Genomic DNA, 18,011 nt, shown 5'->3' on the forward strand with positions numbered 1-18,011 from the left:
ATTTGGCGTGTATTATACAGTGATTTTTTGTATGATTGCGAGTTTTGTGCAAAAAAGTGGGTCATTTTTGGTGTTTCATTGAATTTTAAAGAGAAAAATTCAATGAAACACAGTAATTGTATCGTTATTCTATAGACAAATTATGCATGTTGTCCTCAAAATTTTCCGGCTTCGGTATACTTTGTGACGAAGTAGTCGTAGGTTGCTGTTGAAAAAATCGAGGGTTAGTTCCTGATTGAAGCATACTTAATGCAGCAAGACTTCCATAGAATGGGGTGTAAGGAGGGAAACGTCTGGCTTCTTTAGCTTTTTGCAATTCCGCTTTAGTTTTTTCCAGGTCCTTAGTTAATTCTTCAATAGTTGCCTGCTGTACTTTATTTATTTCGGTTAACTCCTGTAACTGGGGTTCTAGTCCAGATTTTTGTTTATCTGCCAATTGTTCTAACTCTGATCGTTGCTCTTCTATTTTTAATTTTTGACTCACTAATTCTAATTGTTGTGCTTCTAATTTTGATTTTTGACTCTCTAATTCCAATTGTTGTGCTTCTAATTTTGATTTTTGAACACTTGACTCTAATTTTAGAGTTTCTGTCTCTAATTTTAAGTTATCTTTCCCTGACTCTTCGGTAGCTTTTTTTAATTTATTACGTTGAGACTCTAGAAATAGTTGCTGTTCCAAACAGATGTTTGTAGCAATATCTTTGAGTTCATCATTAGAGTCATCGGTAGTCATATGAAGTACAAAAAGAACCTCATCGATGAGCAGTTGGCCTGAATTACAATATTTGCCTCCCACATACCGATCATTCAATAAACCAAATAACTCTCGAGTTAGAGAACCTTTGGAATTATTTAAAGTTACTGAATGTTTGAATCCCTTTTTTATATTTAATAATTGGCGAAAATCGATGAATAATTGAGTTAATTGTTCTTGCAATGTCTGAAGCTCTTCAGAATTGAGCGGAGTTTTTCTATCGAGTTGTTCTTTTAGATAGGAAATTTCATTTAAAATGAAAGAAAGGAATTCCTTGCGAGCCTGATAACCTCCTGTGCACGCATTGATCTTGCCTTCTAAGTATGGAGCAAAATTGATCTTTGTATCTTGAATTATTTCTACTGCGCGTTCATGAGATTTTTTTCTACGCGTTGTAGGTTCCAGTGCAGCAACAAGTTTATCTTTAGTTGCTATATTATCTTGGCTGTCATGATAACGAACTATGACGGTTGTCAATGCATAAATTAACTCTTCTAACCTAGTCATGAAAATCTCCTTTTTCAATACATAAAATGCGAAATCCCCTTACAAGTTGGTCTTTCACTATATTAAATGTTTTTGGGAGGCGCAAGTTGTTATAACTAAATGGTGAAAATGACAACTTGACATCATTATGGTAAGTTTAATAAAGCAAAAAACATTGTAACTTTTTAAGAGGTTACGTTAACATCACCATATAATCCTAAAGGAGTTTTTTTGAATGCATGGAAGATTCAAAGGAATAAGAAACATGCTCAAATTGTTTCAGTCTAAGCATCGTTCAATTCTCGGAATAGATCTTACATCAACAGCGGTTAAAGTCTTGGAAATTTCAGGTCAGGAAGGTGCATTTGTTGTTGAAAATTATGGACGGGAAGTATTACCAGCAAATGCAATGGATGGGAACACAATTAAAGATGTTGATGCTGTTTCCCAGTGCATTAAAAAAGTAATTGACCGCTTGCAAACAACATGTAAGCAAGCTGCGTTAGCTGTTCCTGATTCATCAATAATCAGCAAAGTGATACAAATCAATGAAGGTTTAAATGATGAGGAGATGGAAGAACTCATTGTTACAGAAGCGGATAAATACATTCCTTATCCCATAGATGAAATTAACCTTGATTTTGAAATTTTGGGGCAGTCTGAAAAAAATTCAACCATGTTAGATGTACTTATTGTTGCATCACGAGCAGAAAATGTGAATCAACGTGTTGAGACGTCCATTCACGCAGGTTTAGATGCTGTAGTGATTGATGTAGAATCTTATGCGGTGGAGAGAGCAGCACAACAACTTGCTAAGGATTTACCTGCATCGGGACAAGATAAAACCATTGCCATCATTGATATTGGTGCCTGCTATACACATTTATTTGTATTGCAAGGCATGAAATTGGTTTATTCGAGAGAAGAAAAATTTGGAGGCAAACAATTAATAGACTCGATTGCTGAATATTATGAAATGTCTTTGGAGCAAGCTGCTCTGGCTAAAGAAAATGGAGAATTACCTGCAGATTATGAAAAAAAGGTTTTGGAGCCTTTTAAAGAAAATATTTTGTTGCAAATCAAACGTACATTGCAGTTTTTTTATTCCACAAGCCAGGATGGAGAGGTAGATCATATTTTGCTGGCTGGAGGGTTAGCCAAGCTGCCTGGATTAGTAAGTTTGGTTCAGGAGCGATTAGGGATGAGTACCACGATTGCCAATCCTTTTTCGTATATGACTCCAGGAAAAATGGTGAATCTGGACTCTATAAATAATGATGCTCCTGCACTCATGGTAGCGTGTGGTCTGGCATTAAGGAATATTAAGTGAGACTATATGACACAAATTAACCTTCTTCCTTGGCGAGAATTAAAGCGGGAGCAGGAAAAAAAGCTGTTTACAATGATGCTGCTGGTGTGCATTGTAGCCTCGGGATTTATTGTATTTTTAATTAATTCGTATGCTTCAGGATTGGTGAGCAATCAAGTCACGCGAAATCAAATGCTTCAGAAAGAAATTAATACTATGGATGCGCAAATAAAAGAAATAAAAAATTTGCAGAAGGCTAGAGAAATGATCATTTCCAGAATGTCTGTAGTCCAGCATTTACAATCCACGCGAACATTAATGGTTCATTTATTTGATGAATTGATCAATATAACCCCGTCAGGAGTCTATTTAACTCAGGTAGAAGGGAAAAACGATGTTATTACCGTTTCCGGGTATACTGAATCAAATACTTTTGTTTCTATGTTAATGAGAAACATAGAAAATAATGAATGGGTTCATAATCCTATTCTGAGTGAAATCAAGAAAGAAAGTAATGAAAAAAAGAAACAGCAATCTGCTTTGCATGAATTTAAATTAACTTTTGTGCTTGCTCCTCAATTCCAGATCGGGATAATACTATGAATAGCCTTAGCCTGAATGAATTAACTCTGGAAAATGTTGGGCAATGGCCGGTAGTGGTTAAAAGTTGTGTTCTTATGGGAGTGAGTATTTTAATTATTGCTCTGGGTTATTGGCTAATCATACAAGACAACTTCACTCAGTTTAATAAACTAAAAGGGGAAGAGGCTACTTTAAAAACAGATTTTGAAAACAAGCAACGCCAATTATTTAATTTGCCAGCCTATCGCATGCAGTTGCAACTTATGATGGAGCGTTTTGCATTAATGCTCAAACAACTTCCTGAAAAAAATCAGATGCCTGGTTTATTGGAAGATATTTCTAAAACAGGAGTGGCATCCGGCTTGAAGTTTGAATTATTTGCGCCACAACCTGAGGTAGTACATGATTTTTATATTGAGCGACCAATAAAAATTTCAGTAGTAGGAACTTATTTTCAATTGGCAATGTTTATAAGTCGGGTCGCTGAGATGGATCGTATTGTAACCTTGCATGACTTCAGTATTGAAGGGGTGTCCTCCAAAGATAAAAAAGTAGTTTCGGAGGATGAATTGGTGATGAACATCACAGCTAAAATATATCGATATCGCACACAATGATAAACCGAAAACAAAAAATTGGTTGTATCTGTTCATTGTCTTTATTACTGGTTGCTTGTGCCGGAAATAATGATGATCTAGTGCGTTACATTAATGAGGTAAAACACAGAAAAACACGACAGATTGAACCAATCCCTTCCTTTGCGCCCTTGCCTACGTTTAAATTTCCTGATAGTGATAACAGGCGTAATCCATTTAAGCCTATAGTTCAAAAAAAGGAGGAGGAGGTTGATGTTAATGCGCCGGATAAAAATAGGCCGAAAGAGCCTTTGGAAGCTTATCCTTTAGATGCTTTAAAATTTGTAGGCACTTTAATGCAAGGAAATGAAATGTGGGCATTGATCAAACTACCTAACTCAGACATTACTCATGTAGGAATTGGTAATTATATGGGCCAGAATTATGGCCGTGTTGTATCAATTAAGAATAATTCAATTCAATTAATAGAAACAACACAAACATCAGGAAAGTGGGAGAAACATAACATCACGCTTGAATTATATACTGGGAAGTAGGAGCAAAAGTGCGGAGAATTGTTGCTTTATTTATTTTAATGACTATGAGCTTTGGGATGGCTTTTGCCCAGAATAATCCTTTGATATCAGTCAAGGTAATTCCTTTACCACTGGGGAAGTTGCGTATTGATTTCGAGTTTGCGCAACCTATAAAGCGAGAGCCTGCAAGCTTTGTGACCCCAAATCCGGCACGTATAGTCCTTGATTTTATTGACTCTAATCTGGAGTTACCTTCCAAACAGAAAACAAAAGAAATTAAATTAGGTTCTCTCGATAAATATACTATTGTTGCTGTGGGCCCCCGTGTCCGGGCTATATTGGATTTAAATTATCCAGTGCCTTATTTAGGCTCAATTTCTGGAAATGTATATACTCTTATTTTGAATGGCAAAAGAGAGGAGTCAATCCAACCTCCTAAAGAACTTCTAATCACCAATCGTCCAGTCAGAACAAGTTATGAAATCAATCATTTTGATTTTCGAGGAATTGAGCGGCAAGGCGGTCGGGCGATAGTAGATGTTTCCAGTACCAGCGTCCCGATTGAAGTAGAAGAGCATGGTAAGGATATTTTAGTTAAATTTTTAAATACGAAAGTTCCTCAGAACTTAAGGAAACGTTTTGATGTTTCCGATTTCCGCAGCCCGGTACAAATCGTTACTTTTCAACAAAAAGGTAAAAACGCACATATGCTATTGGCGGGTACAGGCGCTTTTGGCCATTATGTTTCTCAGGTTAATAAGCAATTCATGGTTGATGTAGTTCCTTTGACTCCAGAAGAGGCACAACAGGCTAAATTAAAAAAGAAAGTTTTTTCTGGAAGAAAAATTTCTTTAAATTTCCAAAACATCAGCATACGTGCTGTATTACAGTTGCTGGCAGATTTTACTGGAATCAATATTGTAGTGAGTGATAAAGTTGAGGGTAATATTACCCTTAGGTTAAATAATATTCCCTGGGATCAGGCTTTGGATATTATTTTGACGACACAAGGTTTAGCGAAGCGTCAGACAGGGAATGTGATATTGATCGATTATAAAGCTTCTTTTGATAAAATGGAGGCAGAAGAGCTTAAGACCCAACGTGCTATTCAGAAGCTAGAGCCGGTACGTTCAGAGCTGATTCAGATCAATTACGCCAAAGCCACCGATCTTGCGATTTTGATTAAAGACAAACAAAATTCCCTTTTATCGGACAAAGGTCGCGTAAGTGTTGATACGCGAACAAATACCCTCTGGGTTCAAGACAGTGGAACTCGGATAAATGAAGTCAGGGAGTTGATTACACAGTTGGATGTGCCCGTCAAACAAGTACTTATAGAGGCACGTATCGTCGAAGTGACTAAAGATTTTGCTCAAGATCTTGGTATTCGATGGGGAGTTTCCAGGCCGACTCATTTAAGTGGTACATTGGCTGGTGCTAATCAGTTGGCGCAAGGAGTTGCTCCGGCAAATGTCGTACCATTTACAGACAGATTAAACCTGGATTTAGTTGCTGCTCCAATAACGGGCGTGCCTCCGGCTTCTGTAGGTATTGCATTAGCTAAGCTTGGCGATAATATTTTACTTGATCTCGAACTTTCGGCCTTAGAAAGCGAGGGCCTTGCCGAATTGATATCTAGTCCGAGGCTTATTACTGCAAATCAACAGCCTGCGGTAATTGAATCAGGGCAGGAGATTCCCTATCAGGAAGCTACTTCAAGTGGGGCGACAGCAGTAGCATTCAAAAAAGCGGTATTAAGTTTAAAGGTAACCCCGCAAATTACTCCTGATAGTAAGGTACTTATGGAGCTGAAAATTAATCAGGATAATGCATTACCTAACCTAACATTTAATGGAGTACCTGTAATTGCAACTAAAGAAATTCAGACGAATGTGCTTGTCAGCAATGGACAAACTATAGTACTTGGCGGTATTTATCAGCAAGATAAGAGCAAAACTATTAACAGAGTACCTTTTTTTGGTCAGTTGCCGGTAGTTGGGAATTTATTTAAAAATACACAAATTGCCCTTAGAAATGATGAGCTGCTTATATTTATAACACCAAAAATAATCACAAACTCATTATCGATTACAACAATTGAAGGTAGAAAACCAATTCGTTTTGATGAAAAATAAGGTTTATCAGGAGTTGAGATGAACTGAGGCATTCAGTTTAAAGGTAGAGACTCCCTATGATCCACTAGGATAAAGGCCTGGATTCCGTACTCTATGCGCGCAGAATCCAGCTTCGGTATTTATGCGATTAAACAGATGTTATGCATAAAGCATCGCAAGTAGGCCAAAAGGTGCGGTTTTATGTTTAATAATTAGGCGCATTGCCTCCTGATCAAGGAATCTCATCTCAACTTAGGTGTTTTGCCGCACCAAAACTACAAATTTTTAGCGCTATAGCATGATTCTACAGACTTATTTTTTAATGAAGTGATATAATATAAATGATTAAGAGTAAATAGTTATAAAATATGCTCATTTGTTGTAGAATGATGGGCGGGAATTTCTAACTGCGAAAAATACAGTTAGGATTGAGCCCCAAATACCCCCACTTTGGCAAATTACCATACTTTAGATTAATGCTAAAATGGGAAGTTATTTTGGACTCGATCTTTAATTAATGACATTTCAGTTAAAGAGGTATGTAATAAAAAATGAGCATAGTTAAAGTACGAAATATTTTTCTCATCGGACCCATGGGTGCAGGTAAAAGCACTATAGGTCGTGCTTTGGCAAAGGAGCTCAAGTTAGAATTTTTTGATTCGGATGAAGTGATTGAAGAGCGTGCTGGTGCCGATATATCTTGGATTTTTGATATTGAGGGTGAAGAGGGTTTCAGACGCCGTGAACAAAAAGTTATTGAAGAGTTAACTCAAAAGACCAACATTGTTTTGGCAACAGGTGGTGGAGTCGTAATCACTCCCGAAAACAGAAATGCATTAGCAGGGCGTGGAACTGTAATTTATCTTAAAACCTCATTACAGCAACAATTTGAACGAACTAAGCGGGATACCAAGCGTCCATTACTGCAGACAAATGATCTTGAAGGAAGATTGGAATTATTGAGGGATGAGCGCGAGCCATTCTACAATGAGTTAGCTGATGTTAGTTTTGAAACAGATAAATTAACGGTCAAAGCGGTTGCAAATAATATAATAAAATATATTTATGGCGAACTTTGAGGTTTATGAGCAAGTTGATGTTTCTTTAACTGAACATCAATATCCCATTATTATTTGTCGCAATGGTTTGCAAAGCCCGGATTTTTTGCACACTATCGTAAAATCTTCGCAGATTCTAATTGTTACCAACCAGACCATAGCTCCGCTTTATTTAAAGTATATTCAAGCTGCTTTCGCTGAAATTCAAAGTGATGTTTTGATTTTAGAAGACGGTGAGCATTATAAAAACCAAAAAAGCTTATTTGCTATTTATGATGCATTAATCCAAAACAAACACCATAGAGATACGACACTTGTCGCTTTAGGTGGCGGTGTGATTGGTGATATGACTGGATTTGCAGCATCAACCTATCAACGGGGAGTAAAACTCGTTCAAATTCCCACAACTTTATTAGCGCAAATTGATGCTTCTATAGGTGGAAAGACGGCAATTAATCATGCTTTAGGTAAAAATATGATCGGCAGTTTTTATCAACCTCAAGCAGTAATTATTGATTTGAATACATTAAACACTCTTCCGGAAAGAGAGTTTCGTGCCGGTTTGGCGGAAATGATAAAATATGGGTTACTTGCCGGAGGTGAGTTTTTCAAATTGCTCAGTGATGCTATCCAGCAGGGATTAACCGCCAACAGTTTGCAGCTACCCCAATTAATTGCTGAATGTTGCCGTATTAAAGCCCAGTTTGTTGAAACCGATGAAAAGGAAGCTGGACGGCGAGCCTTATTGAATCTTGGGCATACTTTTGCTCATGCGCTGGAAACGTATACTCATTACCAACAATGGTTACATGGTGAAGCAGTAGCGATTGGCTTATACTGTGCCGCAGTTTTATCGTATAAAATGCATTTAATTGATAAGCAATTGGTGGAACAAATAGAACACATTCTGCACCAAGCGGGTTTGCCACATAAAATTCCAAGAACTGTTAATTTGAAAAAACTCAAAGATTTAATGCAATCGGATAAAAAAATTAAAAATAACTGTTTACGCTTTGTGCTGATAAAAAAACTTGGTGATTGTTATCTTGACGCCAGTGTAACAGAGGATTGTTTATATAATGCACTTGATGCGGCTGTAGAGGAGAATAAAAATGAATGAGGGAGTAATTCAGTCTGAGGTAGCGGCTGTGATTCAACCAAGAGTATTGTTTAAACCGGGATCTTGGCTCGCTAAGATTGATTTCATTAATCATTTAATTCTTTTCAACAATGTGCTTATTACGATTTTATCAGAGAAAGAGGGGGGCAAAACTTCCTTTAGTACTTTGCTACAAAGTAATTTAGATCAACAAATCAAATCTGTTTCTATGACAGTGAAACCTCCTTGCAATAGAGAAGACATTATTCAGGAAATTGCAAGCCAACTACATCTTAATCACGATGAAAATACAGATATTAGCTCTTTAGTTGCACAAATTAATGAGCGTAAGGCACATGTATTGCTCTTGATTGATGATGCACAACATTTGCCTGAGTCTCTAATTAAAGAAGCAATGTTAGCAATAAAAAATCAAGAGGATTTCAGTTTCTTCCATCTTTGCCTCATATCGGACTACTCGATTGTCGCAACACTTAATAATTTAGTCGCTTCGTTTTTTGAAAATTTAGTTCATAGCATAGAATTGGGATCATTAAATGAAAATGAAACAAGGACATATGTGTTACAACGTGCCATGGCTGCACATTTGATTAGTAAACCTTTAACTGATGCACAGTTTAAGCAGTTTTATCAACTTACCAAAGGAAATGTAGCAAAAATTAATAGTAATTTGGAATCATTTATATTTAAGTGTACTGCCCAAAAGAAAAAAGAACCACGGAAACTGATAAAAAAAGTAAGTATTGCAGCCAGCCTTGCTGTGATTACAGGACTTATGGGTTTTTATTTTTCTGGAAACCATGATTTTTCATCTTTTTATCATTTTGTGACTCGTCCAGTACAAGATAAAGGCACAGAAGCTTTGCTAGCGAAGCAGCAAGTGCCTCCCCAAGAAGTATTAGTGAGCCAAATCCCTTCTTGGGAGGATTCTTCAACGCGACAATTGGTCTATGCTGCGTTGCCCAAAAAACAAAGTTTGGATGATCTCAATGATGAGATGTCTGTTGATACTGTTGCTATTATTGATAAGGTCGTTGTGATTCCTAAATTACAAATGAAAAATTTAGCGGAGCAAGAGCCTAGAATTCCTGAATCTGAGTTTAAACGGGAAAGTCCGGAATCTGATCTTACACGGGAATCAAAAACAGTCGAGATTCCAACAGCAAAGCAAAATAAAGAAGATCGGTCTTCCAGTTCAAATACAAGCACCCCTCTTTATACCATACAGGTTGCTGCCAGTCATAATAAAAAGGATATAGAGCGTTTTCAACAGAATAATAAATTACTCGCTCAAAATGCCAAAATAAGACATTTCACTAATGCAAAAGGTATTTGGTATATCCTGACTGTAGGGGAGTTTGCAAGTAGGGCTGAGGCACAGCGTAATATAACTAAGTTACCAGCAACTTTAGCTAAATTACATCCTTGGGTTAGACCAGTATCCAATCTTAGCTAATCATAAGAGCGTAGCCTGGGTGCAGCGGATCCCGGGTTTCGCTGCGCTGCACCCAGGCTACGTTCTATTCCTACAAGCTTAAGTGTGCTTGTTTAATGACTCAGTTATTTGCTCAATACGTTCTTCAGCAGCTGCATAGACTTGCTTAAAAAGATCAAAAAAATCAGGAAAAGAAAGTTGTTCCAAAGAATGCGCCGTCACTCCATGAGGGGTACTAACGCCAGCTCTTAATTGGGCAAAGGAGCGTCCAGATTTTTTAGCTAATTCTGCAGCACCCAACACAGATTCCAAGGCAATTCGTTTGGAGAGCTCTTCGGGAATGCCTCTACTCACTGCTGCTTTTTGCAATGCCTCAAGAAATAGAAAAACATACGCTGGAGCACAACCGATAGGGGCTGTAAGCGTATCAAGCGTGGATTCCTTCTCAACCCAAAATGTGTAACCTACTTGATTAAAAAGAGTTTCAATTAATAATTTTTGTTCCGATGTTGTAAAAGAATTAGCAAATAAAGCAGATGTTCCTTTGCAAAATTCAGTTGGGGTATTGGTCATGACACGAATAACTCCCAAGTCTTTCTTGTTGAGCCAATGAGTTATGTTATCAATATCTGTTACACCAACTAAAGAAATAAAAATAGGTTGTTTTAGCTGTATGGATGAGCTAATTTCTTGACATACATTCTGCATAAATTGAGGTTTTACAGCAAGAATAAGTATATCGGCGTTTATGACTGCGTGGGCATTGTTTTTTGCTGACAGCACCCCTAGTTCTTGAGCCAAACGTTCTGATTTACTGGGATCACGATTGCTAAATATTATGGAGCTTGCAGGATGTCCACTTTTAATGAGACCACGCGCTACAGCACTTCCCAAATGACCTGCACCGATAATTGAAATGGTTTTATTTTTAAACATATTGTCTTATATTTTAAATTTTCCTTAAAAATACCAAGATGCATGGGCTTATGTCAAGAATGGAGGGAGACAAAGTATATGTAAAATAACTATTTTACATTGAATATCTTATATATCCTGATACACTAAAAAATTAAAAAAAGGATTTAATCCTATATCTGTCATGCCTGCTTTGTACGAAAGGATTTTGATAAAGTAAGTTGGGCATATCAATTTATCAATTATTTTATATGGACAAAGAATAGTAATGATAGAAACAGTTCAGGTGCGAGAAAAAATTCCTGTAAAATGGCGTGATATTAATGGTTGGAACTATTATTTCTTATTGAAGTTCGCTCTTTTATGGGGTGGATATTTAAATTTTCATCCTTTTGTTAATCTAGTATTTTTGGCTTTTTTATTATTTCCTTTACCATCAATATTTCTTCACCGCTGCCGTAATTGGATAGCTATTCCAATAGGCATCGTACTCTTTTATCACGATACATGGTTGCCGGGTTTAAGTTCAATTATGAGTCAGGGTACAAATCTTTTTGCTTTCAGTTCTAATTATCTTCTTGAGTTATTAAATCGTTTTATTAATTGGCAACTGATAGGTATGGCTTTTATTCTCTTAGTTGCTTACCTTTTTCTTTCTCAATGGATTCGTATTACTACGTTTACAGTAATCGCGTTAGTTTGGTTAAATATTCTCACCCTGAGAGGACCAGCTATTAATCTTTTGCCGATAGAAAGTAAGACTGCTACGACGAAGGTACAAGTTGGAGCCGAGACCACCCTAAGCGAGACAGCAGAGCTTAACAGTAAATTGCCGCCTACCAATGAAAATCTCAATACATACCTGAATCAATTTTATGAGCAGCAACAAGGATTACATACCATCTTTCCAAGTTCTCTTCCCGCCGATGCACTGCCTTTTGATATCATATTTATTCAAGTGTGCTCTCTTGCGTGGGCAGATATAGATGCGGTGCATTTAAGGGATCATCCTATATGGAGCAAATTTGATATTCTCTTTAATCAGTTCAATTCAGCCGCTTCATATAGTGGACCTGCTGCAATACGTTTATTACGTGCAAGCTGTGGTGAAACATCCCATGCTGGCCTTTATAAGCCTGTAGCCCAAGATTGTTATATTTTGGATAACTTAGCCAAACTTGGTTTTTCTACTGAGATGATGCTTGACCACGAAGGTGAATTTGGTAATTTTCTCAAAGAGATAAAAGAGTATGGCGGTTTAGATGACGTGCCTTTAATGTCACGAGCGGGCATTCGTCCTGATCTTGTTTCATTTGATGGAAAATTGCTTTCAGATGACAGTCAATTACTGGATAAATGGATTAAGCAACAGAAGGATTCAGGTAAGAAACACAATGCTACCTATTTTAATGAAATTTCGCTTCATGATGGGAATACATTTATTGGTGAAAATACTCCTGCACCTTATGAGGCACGGGCAAAGAAACTTTTAGATCAAACGATGAATTTCTTTACCGCATTGGAAAACTCAGGCCGTAAAGTAGTTGTAGTTTTTATCCCAGAACATGGGGCTAATCTTGTTGGTGATAAATTACAAATGCCAGGTTTACGCGACATCCCTAGTCCAGCTATTACTCATGTTCCTGTTGGAATTAAATTTATTGGTTTGAAAGCAAAACCTGCTCAGATACAAATAAATGCGCCAAGTAGTTATTTGGCTATTTCAGAATTAATTGCGCGTTTAGTTGATGGAAAGATATTTAATCAGGAAAAGGTAAATTTAGATACACTAACCAAAAATTTACCCAAAACTCCCTTTATTTCATCCAATGAGGGTGTTACTGTGATGAAATATCAAGATAAGTTTTATATTTTATTAAAAGGTGACAATAACTGGGTTCCTTATCCTTAATCTACTTATCTTGGGTGAAGAGACTTAGATACTGTCTTTAAACGTATTTAGAGCTAACTCATTTGGTGATGAAGCATGAAACTTATCGAGACCAAAAGACACAAGAACTTCTTCATTAAATCGTTCAATTTCCAATTGATTAGTAAGGCCTGCCTCAATTGTGCATGTGGAAATTCGGGTGTTCATCTCATTTAATGAAGAAATAATCATTTTAACTGCATTTACATCATCATTTTCCATTGATTGACGCAATTTAAAAAGGTCATATAGAGTTTGGTGATATAAATTTGGGAGGATCTATCTTAAGCAAAAAAACTGCTGCTTAGAATCTGCATAATCCGCATCAAGCACTTGTTCTGCATATTCAATCAAGGAAAGAAAGTTATCAATAAATTTACTTTGATATGCTTTCTGTAATTTATCTGCTACCCCATCCTCTGGAATAGCATATAATTTATGCCAATTTATATCATGTGACATTAAATTGTTTTCCAGAATTAGGGGCAACGTGTTGCAAGTGATTCAACTTCTTCCACCTTTCGATATCAGCGATGATAATCGCCCTCATAGTTGGAATAGCATCTGCTGCTCTGCTGGAATTGATGTAAAAAATTTATTTCTTTGTGGTTCTTGGGGGATATCCGCTGCACATCGTAAGACACTTGAAGATGAGCTCTATAATGAGCACTCTTGGTTGCAGGTAACCGGGAACAAGCCGCGGGGGCTAAAACACCTTTATCTAAAATTAGAATAAGGTATTAAGGGAACGATAGGCATGTTCATATCACCTTGCCAGCCTTCAACTGAGTAACGAATGAAAAGAGCGGCATGGCTTGGTGTGTAGTCTGTTGATTGTTGAAGATCTAACCATCCACCGATAACAAAATGAGAACCGAGTCGACGTTCTACCAATGCAAGTACAGAATAACCGTAACCAGTACTAGGACCTCCAGTTTCGAATGAATTTTGTGAAGGGTCAAAATTTGGAATTAGATTAGGTAATGGATAGGCAATAATATCTTGGTTGTGCGCTCGTGACCACGTTATAGAGCCGCCTAATTCATAAGTCCAGTTTGCAGTGCGTCGGCGATAATTTATTGGAAGTGTAAATGATACATAAAAATCAGGGCTAAAGTACCCGCCTTGTCCAAGATTATATCCAAAGAGATTTTTTTCATAGTGCCAGACCATGTTTGTGATTCCAATAGAAAGACGACGGTTTTCTTCATTAATGATTTTATAATAATAACCATCTAATAAAAGGATACGTGTATTAGGAACAACGTTTTTTCCGGTGAGTCTACTGCCAATGATATTAGCCCAGAGACCATGTGCTTCGCCGCGATCGTAACTTAGTGATAAAGTAAGTCCAGTAGCAACTACTCCTCCCCATATGATTCCGGTGTTTGGATCGACAGTGCCCGAAAAAGAAAGCAGAGAGTTTGTCATAGGGCGCTGGGATGCGGTGATTGTCCAGCCTATATGGCGTATTTTACCGTTGTAATTGATGCCACCAATCCAATTTTTTACCGGAAATCCTATAGGTGTTTGTCCAATATCAAATCCCCAGATGGGATTTTGCCATCCTCCATCCCAGCCAATACCTTTAGTCGCCTGTTTAATATCTGTTGTGCATCCATTGATAGCACAAGTCCCAAAATCATCATCATAGACCCCATCAATTGGAGAAAAGCTTCCCGCACCTAAATTGATTCTATCAGCTCTAAAAAATGCACGACCGTTTGAGTATGCCCAATCTGCCTGTGCAATGGTATCTTCGGCACGTAAATCAGAAACTCCGGCTGAACCCGGCAAACGCCAATAATCTTCATGTACTGTGATACGCGTTTCTTGTTGCCGATAAAGTAAAGCTGACTCGGATCGAATACTACGTTTAAGCCAATCATCTTCGACATGATTACGGGTTAACCAAGTATAGTAATCGTTGCTGGCAGGCCATACTGAAGTAATACTACTTTGAACCATCGCCTTTTTATAATCTTCCTGAGCTAATTTAGGCATACGAAGTTCTGTTTCCAAACGGGCAGCATCGCGAAATATAAGCGCACTATCCTGACTGGGTGCTGCATGAATACTTTCTTGTTTGAGCTGGTTGAAAATAGTTAATGCTTTTCGAGAATTTCCTACAGCACTCCAGGCATTCGCTAACCTTCTTTGCATGTTAAGATTAAAATCCAATTTGAGTTTTTGCTGCTGCTCCAGCAACTGATACGCTTCATTTTTATTTCCCAAAGCGATAAGTGATTCTATTACCCCAAGATTCGCATCGGGATTGAGAGGTTCATGAGTTTTCACCTCTTGATAATAATTCAATGCTTTTGCAAATTCACCATCAAGCAAGGCCCAATCTGCTATAGTGAGTTTGATAGGCGTGGTCTGTGTTTGACGCATTAAATAAGCTACTGCACCTTGCTTATCGCCACTTTCGCGTAATTGTTGGGCATGTTGTAAAATCAATTCCGTGGTTAGCCGTTGTGCCAATTGACGCATGCCTTCATTCCATTGCTTTTGTGGAATAGTATGAAGATGGTTCAGCGCTTGCTGCAACTGGTCTATACTCGATAAATAAAGCGCATAAGCATATACTTGAATCGGATTTTTTCTTTGTTTTGCTATCAACCGCTGAAATAAAGCATGTGCTTTTTTGGTTTCGCCAACCTGATTCAATGCCAAGGCGAGATGATATGTTAACCAAACATTATCCGGGTCAATTTTTAGTGCTTGCCAATACTTTTCTATTGCTTGTTTCCATTGGTTCGCTTTTTCAAGACGTTCTGCTTGCTCTTGTAATAAAGCGCTTTCCAAACTACGTTGGGCGTCTGTAAATTTGCTTTTTAGATCTTCAGGCAAACTATTCAGGTAATTCAAGGCCTTTTGTAATGATTGACGCCTGTAAATGCCAATAAGCCCGAAGACTGCGCTGCCCTTTCCAGGGCTAATGACCAAAGCTCGTTTAAATGCTTGTTCTGCATTGACGAAATTTTTGCGGGCAAATGCTACTTCACCTATCCCAACCCAAGCATCATAACTCCTATCATCTAAAAGGAGGGCTTGCCGATAGTGTTTTTGCGCCAAATCAATATTACCTGCCTGAAATGCAGTTTCGCCACTCAAAACCCATAATTCTGCAAGCCTGTCTTTGAGAGCATAAGACCAATTATCCTGATTGTAATTATTCGAATACACTTTATGTGCATTTAGAAAATTATACAGTTCTTGCAAATGGTTAAATGCATTTTGACGCTGAGCGGGTATTCTTGAGACGATACGCCAATATTCAGTACTTAATTCGAGTGTGGGAAAAACTCCGTGAAAAAGAGCATCATATTGAGCTTTAGCCAAATCGAGATGCCCAGACATTGCCATTATTCTTGCTTGTTGCAATTTTAATTTTGCCCCAGGCCGTGTAAGGAATAAACTCATTTTGGCTTTTTTGTATTCAACAGAATCAGGGGCTTTTTGTTTTAATTCCTCAAGTAGTTCTTCTGCTAAAATCAGGTTCTTTTGACGTATTGCAAGTCTGATGCGTGCTGAAAGAACTTCAGGATCATTGGGGGCGATCAATTGCAAACGATCTAGAGAGCTTTTTACAAAATCATCCCTGTAATACGTCTCCCCCCAAATCACCTGATCCAATAAAATCTGTTTTGGATTGATATCAATGGCATAAACTTTTAAAGCCATTAAGCTAAACAATAATAAACTGAATCTGGCTATGAACATTAACTAATCCAATTATTCTGTCGAACTATTTCCTTGGAGCTTTCGACTCCGGGTTGATCAAATGAATTTATATTCCAAATTACCCCTTGAACAAAAATTTTATGTTCGTATAAAGAAATCAGCGAACCAAGAGTTTTTGGTGAGCATTCGCTCAAAGAGAGAAGATTGACAGGCATTTCGCCGGCAATGTAGCTGTGAGGATTTTCTCCGTGATTTCCACCTTTGGTTAATACTTCTTTATGGGCATGACATATTTTGTTAATTACCTTACCGTCAAACGTTTGATCGTTAATTAAATCAGCTGCTATTTTATGTGTTCCTTGACACAAAAGCTGGTAGTAACTATGTTGTGCATGATTACCTAGGCCACCCCAGATAATGGGGCCGGTCGCATAATCAACGGTACGGCCTTGTCTGTTTATCGATTTACCATTACTTTCCATATCGAGTTGCTGAAGATAGGGAACAAAATACTGTAAGTCTTGAGAATAAGTCATGACCAGCAAGTTATTAATGTTTAAAAAATTAATGTTCCATATACCTAATAATGCCATAAGGACGGGTAAGTTTTTTGCAAAAGGCTCAGTGCAGAAATGCATATCCATTTCATAGGCCCCAGCAAGGATTTCTGAAAAATGTTCGAAACCAATTGCAATACAGGAAATCAAATTAATGGCTGAGCAGAAGGAATAGCGCCCTCCAACCCATTCCCATATAGGAAGTATGGTTTTAAAACCCATTTTTTGGGCTTTTTCAACTTGTGCGGTGACGGCGATAAAATGTTGATTAAAGTGCTGCTCCTGATTTAGCCAAGATACCGCTTTTTGATAATGAGACAAAGTTTCTGGAGTAGTAAATGACTTCGAGGAAATAATAAATAATGTTGTTTCTGGGTTTAGTTTCGCAACAGTACGTGAGAACGCATTGGGATCAATGTCGGAAATAAAATGAAATCCTAATTGGTCTGTTACTAAATCACTTAATGCATTAATACAAAAAAAAGGGCCAAGCATAGAGCCGCCAATTCCTATATTCACTACATCAGTAATGGGTTTTCCGGAATAACCATGCCACTCCCCATTTCTGATTTTTGTGGAAATTAGTTTCATTGTATTTCGCACATGAACTATTTCAGGAATAATATTACGTTCATTAACCAATATGACTTTATTTTCTGGAGCACGAAGTGCTGTGTGTAAAGCAGGTCTGTTTTCTGTATTGTTAACAGGTTTTCCAGCCATCATGGCATGAATATGTTCCAGCAGATCACACTCATGGGCAAGCTCAAAAAGTGAGTCTAGAATCGGGGGGTTAATATGTTGTTCACTGTAATCCAGAGTAATGTTCTCGCTGGATACACAATAATTTTTGGTTTCAGAACTTTGATTAATGTATGTTTTTGCATACTTTTCGAGTTTTTTCCATGAGTTCATTTTCGTAAGTTGTTCCATATACATCCCCAATTAATAAA

The 18,011-nt window shown here is 37.6% G+C and carries 16 protein-coding genes; 10 read left to right on the top strand and 6 right to left on the bottom strand.

Going from position 1 to position 18,011, the window contains the following annotated elements; translation table 11 throughout:
* Nucleotides 1–124: 124 nt before the first annotated feature.
* Nucleotides 125–1,261, bottom strand: a complete 1,137-nt coding sequence (locus FOLKNPGA_RS05710; RefSeq protein WP_182352086.1) for a hypothetical protein — start codon at nt 1,259–1,261, stop codon at nt 125–127.
* Between the two features lie 244 nt (nt 1,262–1,505).
* Between FOLKNPGA_RS05710 and FOLKNPGA_RS05715 the strand changes: the two genes are divergently transcribed.
* The 8 genes from FOLKNPGA_RS05715 (at nt 1,506) to FOLKNPGA_RS05750 (ending at nt 9,990) form a co-directional block, all read left to right on the top strand.
* Nucleotides 1,506–2,570 (top strand): pilus assembly protein PilM, encoded by a 1,065-nt coding sequence (locus tag FOLKNPGA_RS05715; protein WP_182352087.1) that lies wholly within the window; start codon nt 1,506–1,508, stop codon nt 2,568–2,570.
* Nucleotides 2,571–2,576: 6 nt separating this feature from the next.
* Nucleotides 2,577–3,152 (top strand): PilN domain-containing protein, encoded by a 576-nt coding sequence (locus FOLKNPGA_RS05720; protein WP_182352088.1) that lies wholly within the window; start codon nt 2,577–2,579, stop codon nt 3,150–3,152.
* Nucleotides 3,149–3,748: a type 4a pilus biogenesis protein PilO gene (locus FOLKNPGA_RS05725; RefSeq protein WP_182352089.1), complete on the top strand. Its 600-nt coding sequence runs from the start codon at nt 3,149–3,151 to the stop codon at nt 3,746–3,748. The genes FOLKNPGA_RS05720 and FOLKNPGA_RS05725 overlap by 4 nt, the downstream gene beginning before the upstream one ends.
* A complete protein-coding gene (locus FOLKNPGA_RS05730; protein ID WP_182352090.1) occupies nt 3,745–4,263 on the top strand; it encodes a pilus assembly protein PilP in 519 nt (172 codons plus the stop codon). Before FOLKNPGA_RS05725 ends, FOLKNPGA_RS05730 begins: the two co-directional genes overlap by 4 nt.
* An 8-nt stretch (nt 4,264–4,271) precedes the next feature.
* The gene (pilQ, locus tag FOLKNPGA_RS05735; RefSeq protein ID WP_182352091.1) at nt 4,272–6,377 is read left to right on the top strand and encodes a type IV pilus secretin PilQ; all 2,106 of its coding nucleotides are present in this window, start codon (nt 4,272–4,274) and stop codon (nt 6,375–6,377) included.
* Between the two features lie 530 nt (nt 6,378–6,907).
* Nucleotides 6,908–7,435 (top strand): shikimate kinase AroK, encoded by a 528-nt coding sequence (gene aroK / locus FOLKNPGA_RS05740; RefSeq protein ID WP_010653139.1) that lies wholly within the window; start codon nt 6,908–6,910, stop codon nt 7,433–7,435.
* Nucleotides 7,422–8,534 (top strand): 3-dehydroquinate synthase, encoded by a 1,113-nt coding sequence (gene aroB / locus FOLKNPGA_RS05745; RefSeq protein ID WP_182352092.1) that lies wholly within the window; start codon nt 7,422–7,424, stop codon nt 8,532–8,534. Before aroK ends, aroB begins: the two co-directional genes overlap by 14 nt.
* Complete coding sequence (locus tag FOLKNPGA_RS05750; protein ID WP_182352093.1) at nt 8,527–9,990, top strand: SPOR domain-containing protein; 1,464 nt, start codon at nt 8,527–8,529, stop codon at nt 9,988–9,990. The genes aroB and FOLKNPGA_RS05750 overlap by 8 nt, the downstream gene beginning before the upstream one ends.
* Nucleotides 9,991–10,068: 78 nt before the next feature.
* Here the strand turns inward: FOLKNPGA_RS05750 and proC are convergent, their stop codons facing one another.
* On the bottom strand, nt 10,069–10,905 hold the full coding sequence (gene proC, locus FOLKNPGA_RS05755; RefSeq protein WP_182352094.1) for a pyrroline-5-carboxylate reductase: 837 nt from the start codon (nt 10,903–10,905) through the stop codon (nt 10,069–10,071).
* Nucleotides 10,906–11,152: 247 nt separating this feature from the next.
* On the opposite strand from proC, the gene bcsG reads away from it, so the two are divergent.
* Nucleotides 11,153–12,796: a cellulose biosynthesis protein BcsG gene (gene bcsG / locus FOLKNPGA_RS05760; RefSeq protein ID WP_182352095.1), complete on the top strand. Its 1,644-nt coding sequence runs from the start codon at nt 11,153–11,155 to the stop codon at nt 12,794–12,796.
* 24 nt (nt 12,797–12,820) lie between these two features.
* Here bcsG and FOLKNPGA_RS05765 read toward each other — a convergent pair whose 3' ends face one another.
* Together FOLKNPGA_RS05765 and FOLKNPGA_RS05770 are read right to left on the bottom strand one after the other, a co-directional pair.
* Complete coding sequence (locus tag FOLKNPGA_RS05765) at nt 12,821–13,036, bottom strand: hypothetical protein (RefSeq protein WP_182352096.1); 216 nt, start codon at nt 13,034–13,036, stop codon at nt 12,821–12,823.
* A 57-nt stretch (nt 13,037–13,093) separates the two neighbouring features.
* Nucleotides 13,094–13,276: a hypothetical protein gene (locus tag FOLKNPGA_RS05770; RefSeq protein WP_182352097.1), complete on the bottom strand. Its 183-nt coding sequence runs from the start codon at nt 13,274–13,276 to the stop codon at nt 13,094–13,096.
* A 28-nt stretch (nt 13,277–13,304) separates the two neighbouring features.
* On the opposite strand from FOLKNPGA_RS05770, the gene FOLKNPGA_RS05775 reads away from it, so the two are divergent.
* Nucleotides 13,305–13,550, top strand: coding sequence for a hypothetical protein (locus tag FOLKNPGA_RS05775; protein ID WP_182352098.1), 246 nt, complete (start codon nt 13,305–13,307; stop codon nt 13,548–13,550).
* On the opposite strand, the gene bcsC is transcribed toward FOLKNPGA_RS05775, so the two are convergent.
* Nucleotides 13,532–16,540, bottom strand: a complete 3,009-nt coding sequence (bcsC, locus tag FOLKNPGA_RS05780) for a cellulose synthase complex outer membrane protein BcsC (RefSeq protein WP_182352099.1) — start codon at nt 16,538–16,540, stop codon at nt 13,532–13,534. The genes FOLKNPGA_RS05775 and bcsC overlap by 19 nt on opposite strands.
* Nucleotides 16,540–17,991: a glucose-6-phosphate isomerase gene (gene pgi / locus FOLKNPGA_RS05785; RefSeq protein ID WP_182352100.1), complete on the bottom strand. Its 1,452-nt coding sequence runs from the start codon at nt 17,989–17,991 to the stop codon at nt 16,540–16,542. Before pgi ends, bcsC begins: the two co-directional genes overlap by 1 nt.
* Nucleotides 17,992–18,011 lie beyond the last annotated feature (20 nt).

The sequence above is a fragment of the Legionella sp. PC1000 genome (assembly GCF_014109805.1).
In the GTDB taxonomy this organism is placed as follows: domain Bacteria; phylum Pseudomonadota; class Gammaproteobacteria; order Legionellales; family Legionellaceae; genus Legionella; species Legionella resiliens.

Coding starts and splice junctions, on each gene's coding strand:
- proC (WP_182352094.1), bottom strand. CDS start 10,905: ATGTTTAAAAATAAAACCATTTCAATTATCGGTGCAGGTCATTTGGGA.
- aroK (WP_010653139.1), top strand. CDS start 6,908: ATGAGCATAGTTAAAGTACGAAATATTTTTCTCATCGGACCCATGGGT.
- FOLKNPGA_RS05710 (WP_182352086.1), bottom strand. CDS start 1,261: ATGACTAGGTTAGAAGAGTTAATTTATGCATTGACAACCGTCATAGTT.
- FOLKNPGA_RS05730 (WP_182352090.1), top strand. CDS start 3,745: ATGATAAACCGAAAACAAAAAATTGGTTGTATCTGTTCATTGTCTTTA.
- bcsG (WP_182352095.1), top strand. CDS start 11,153: ATGATAGAAACAGTTCAGGTGCGAGAAAAAATTCCTGTAAAATGGCGT.
- FOLKNPGA_RS05765 (WP_182352096.1), bottom strand. CDS start 13,036: ATGGAAAATGATGATGTAAATGCAGTTAAAATGATTATTTCTTCATTA.
- FOLKNPGA_RS05770 (WP_182352097.1), bottom strand. CDS start 13,276: ATGTCACATGATATAAATTGGCATAAATTATATGCTATTCCAGAGGAT.
- FOLKNPGA_RS05750 (WP_182352093.1), top strand. CDS start 8,527: ATGAATGAGGGAGTAATTCAGTCTGAGGTAGCGGCTGTGATTCAACCA.
- bcsC (WP_182352099.1), bottom strand. CDS start 16,540: ATGTTCATAGCCAGATTCAGTTTATTATTGTTTAGCTTAATGGCTTTA.
- FOLKNPGA_RS05725 (WP_182352089.1), top strand. CDS start 3,149: ATGAATAGCCTTAGCCTGAATGAATTAACTCTGGAAAATGTTGGGCAA.
- FOLKNPGA_RS05715 (WP_182352087.1), top strand. CDS start 1,506: ATGCTCAAATTGTTTCAGTCTAAGCATCGTTCAATTCTCGGAATAGAT.
- FOLKNPGA_RS05720 (WP_182352088.1), top strand. CDS start 2,577: ATGACACAAATTAACCTTCTTCCTTGGCGAGAATTAAAGCGGGAGCAG.
- pgi (WP_182352100.1), bottom strand. CDS start 17,991: ATGGAACAACTTACGAAAATGAACTCATGGAAAAAACTCGAAAAGTAT.
- aroB (WP_182352092.1), top strand. CDS start 7,422: ATGGCGAACTTTGAGGTTTATGAGCAAGTTGATGTTTCTTTAACTGAA.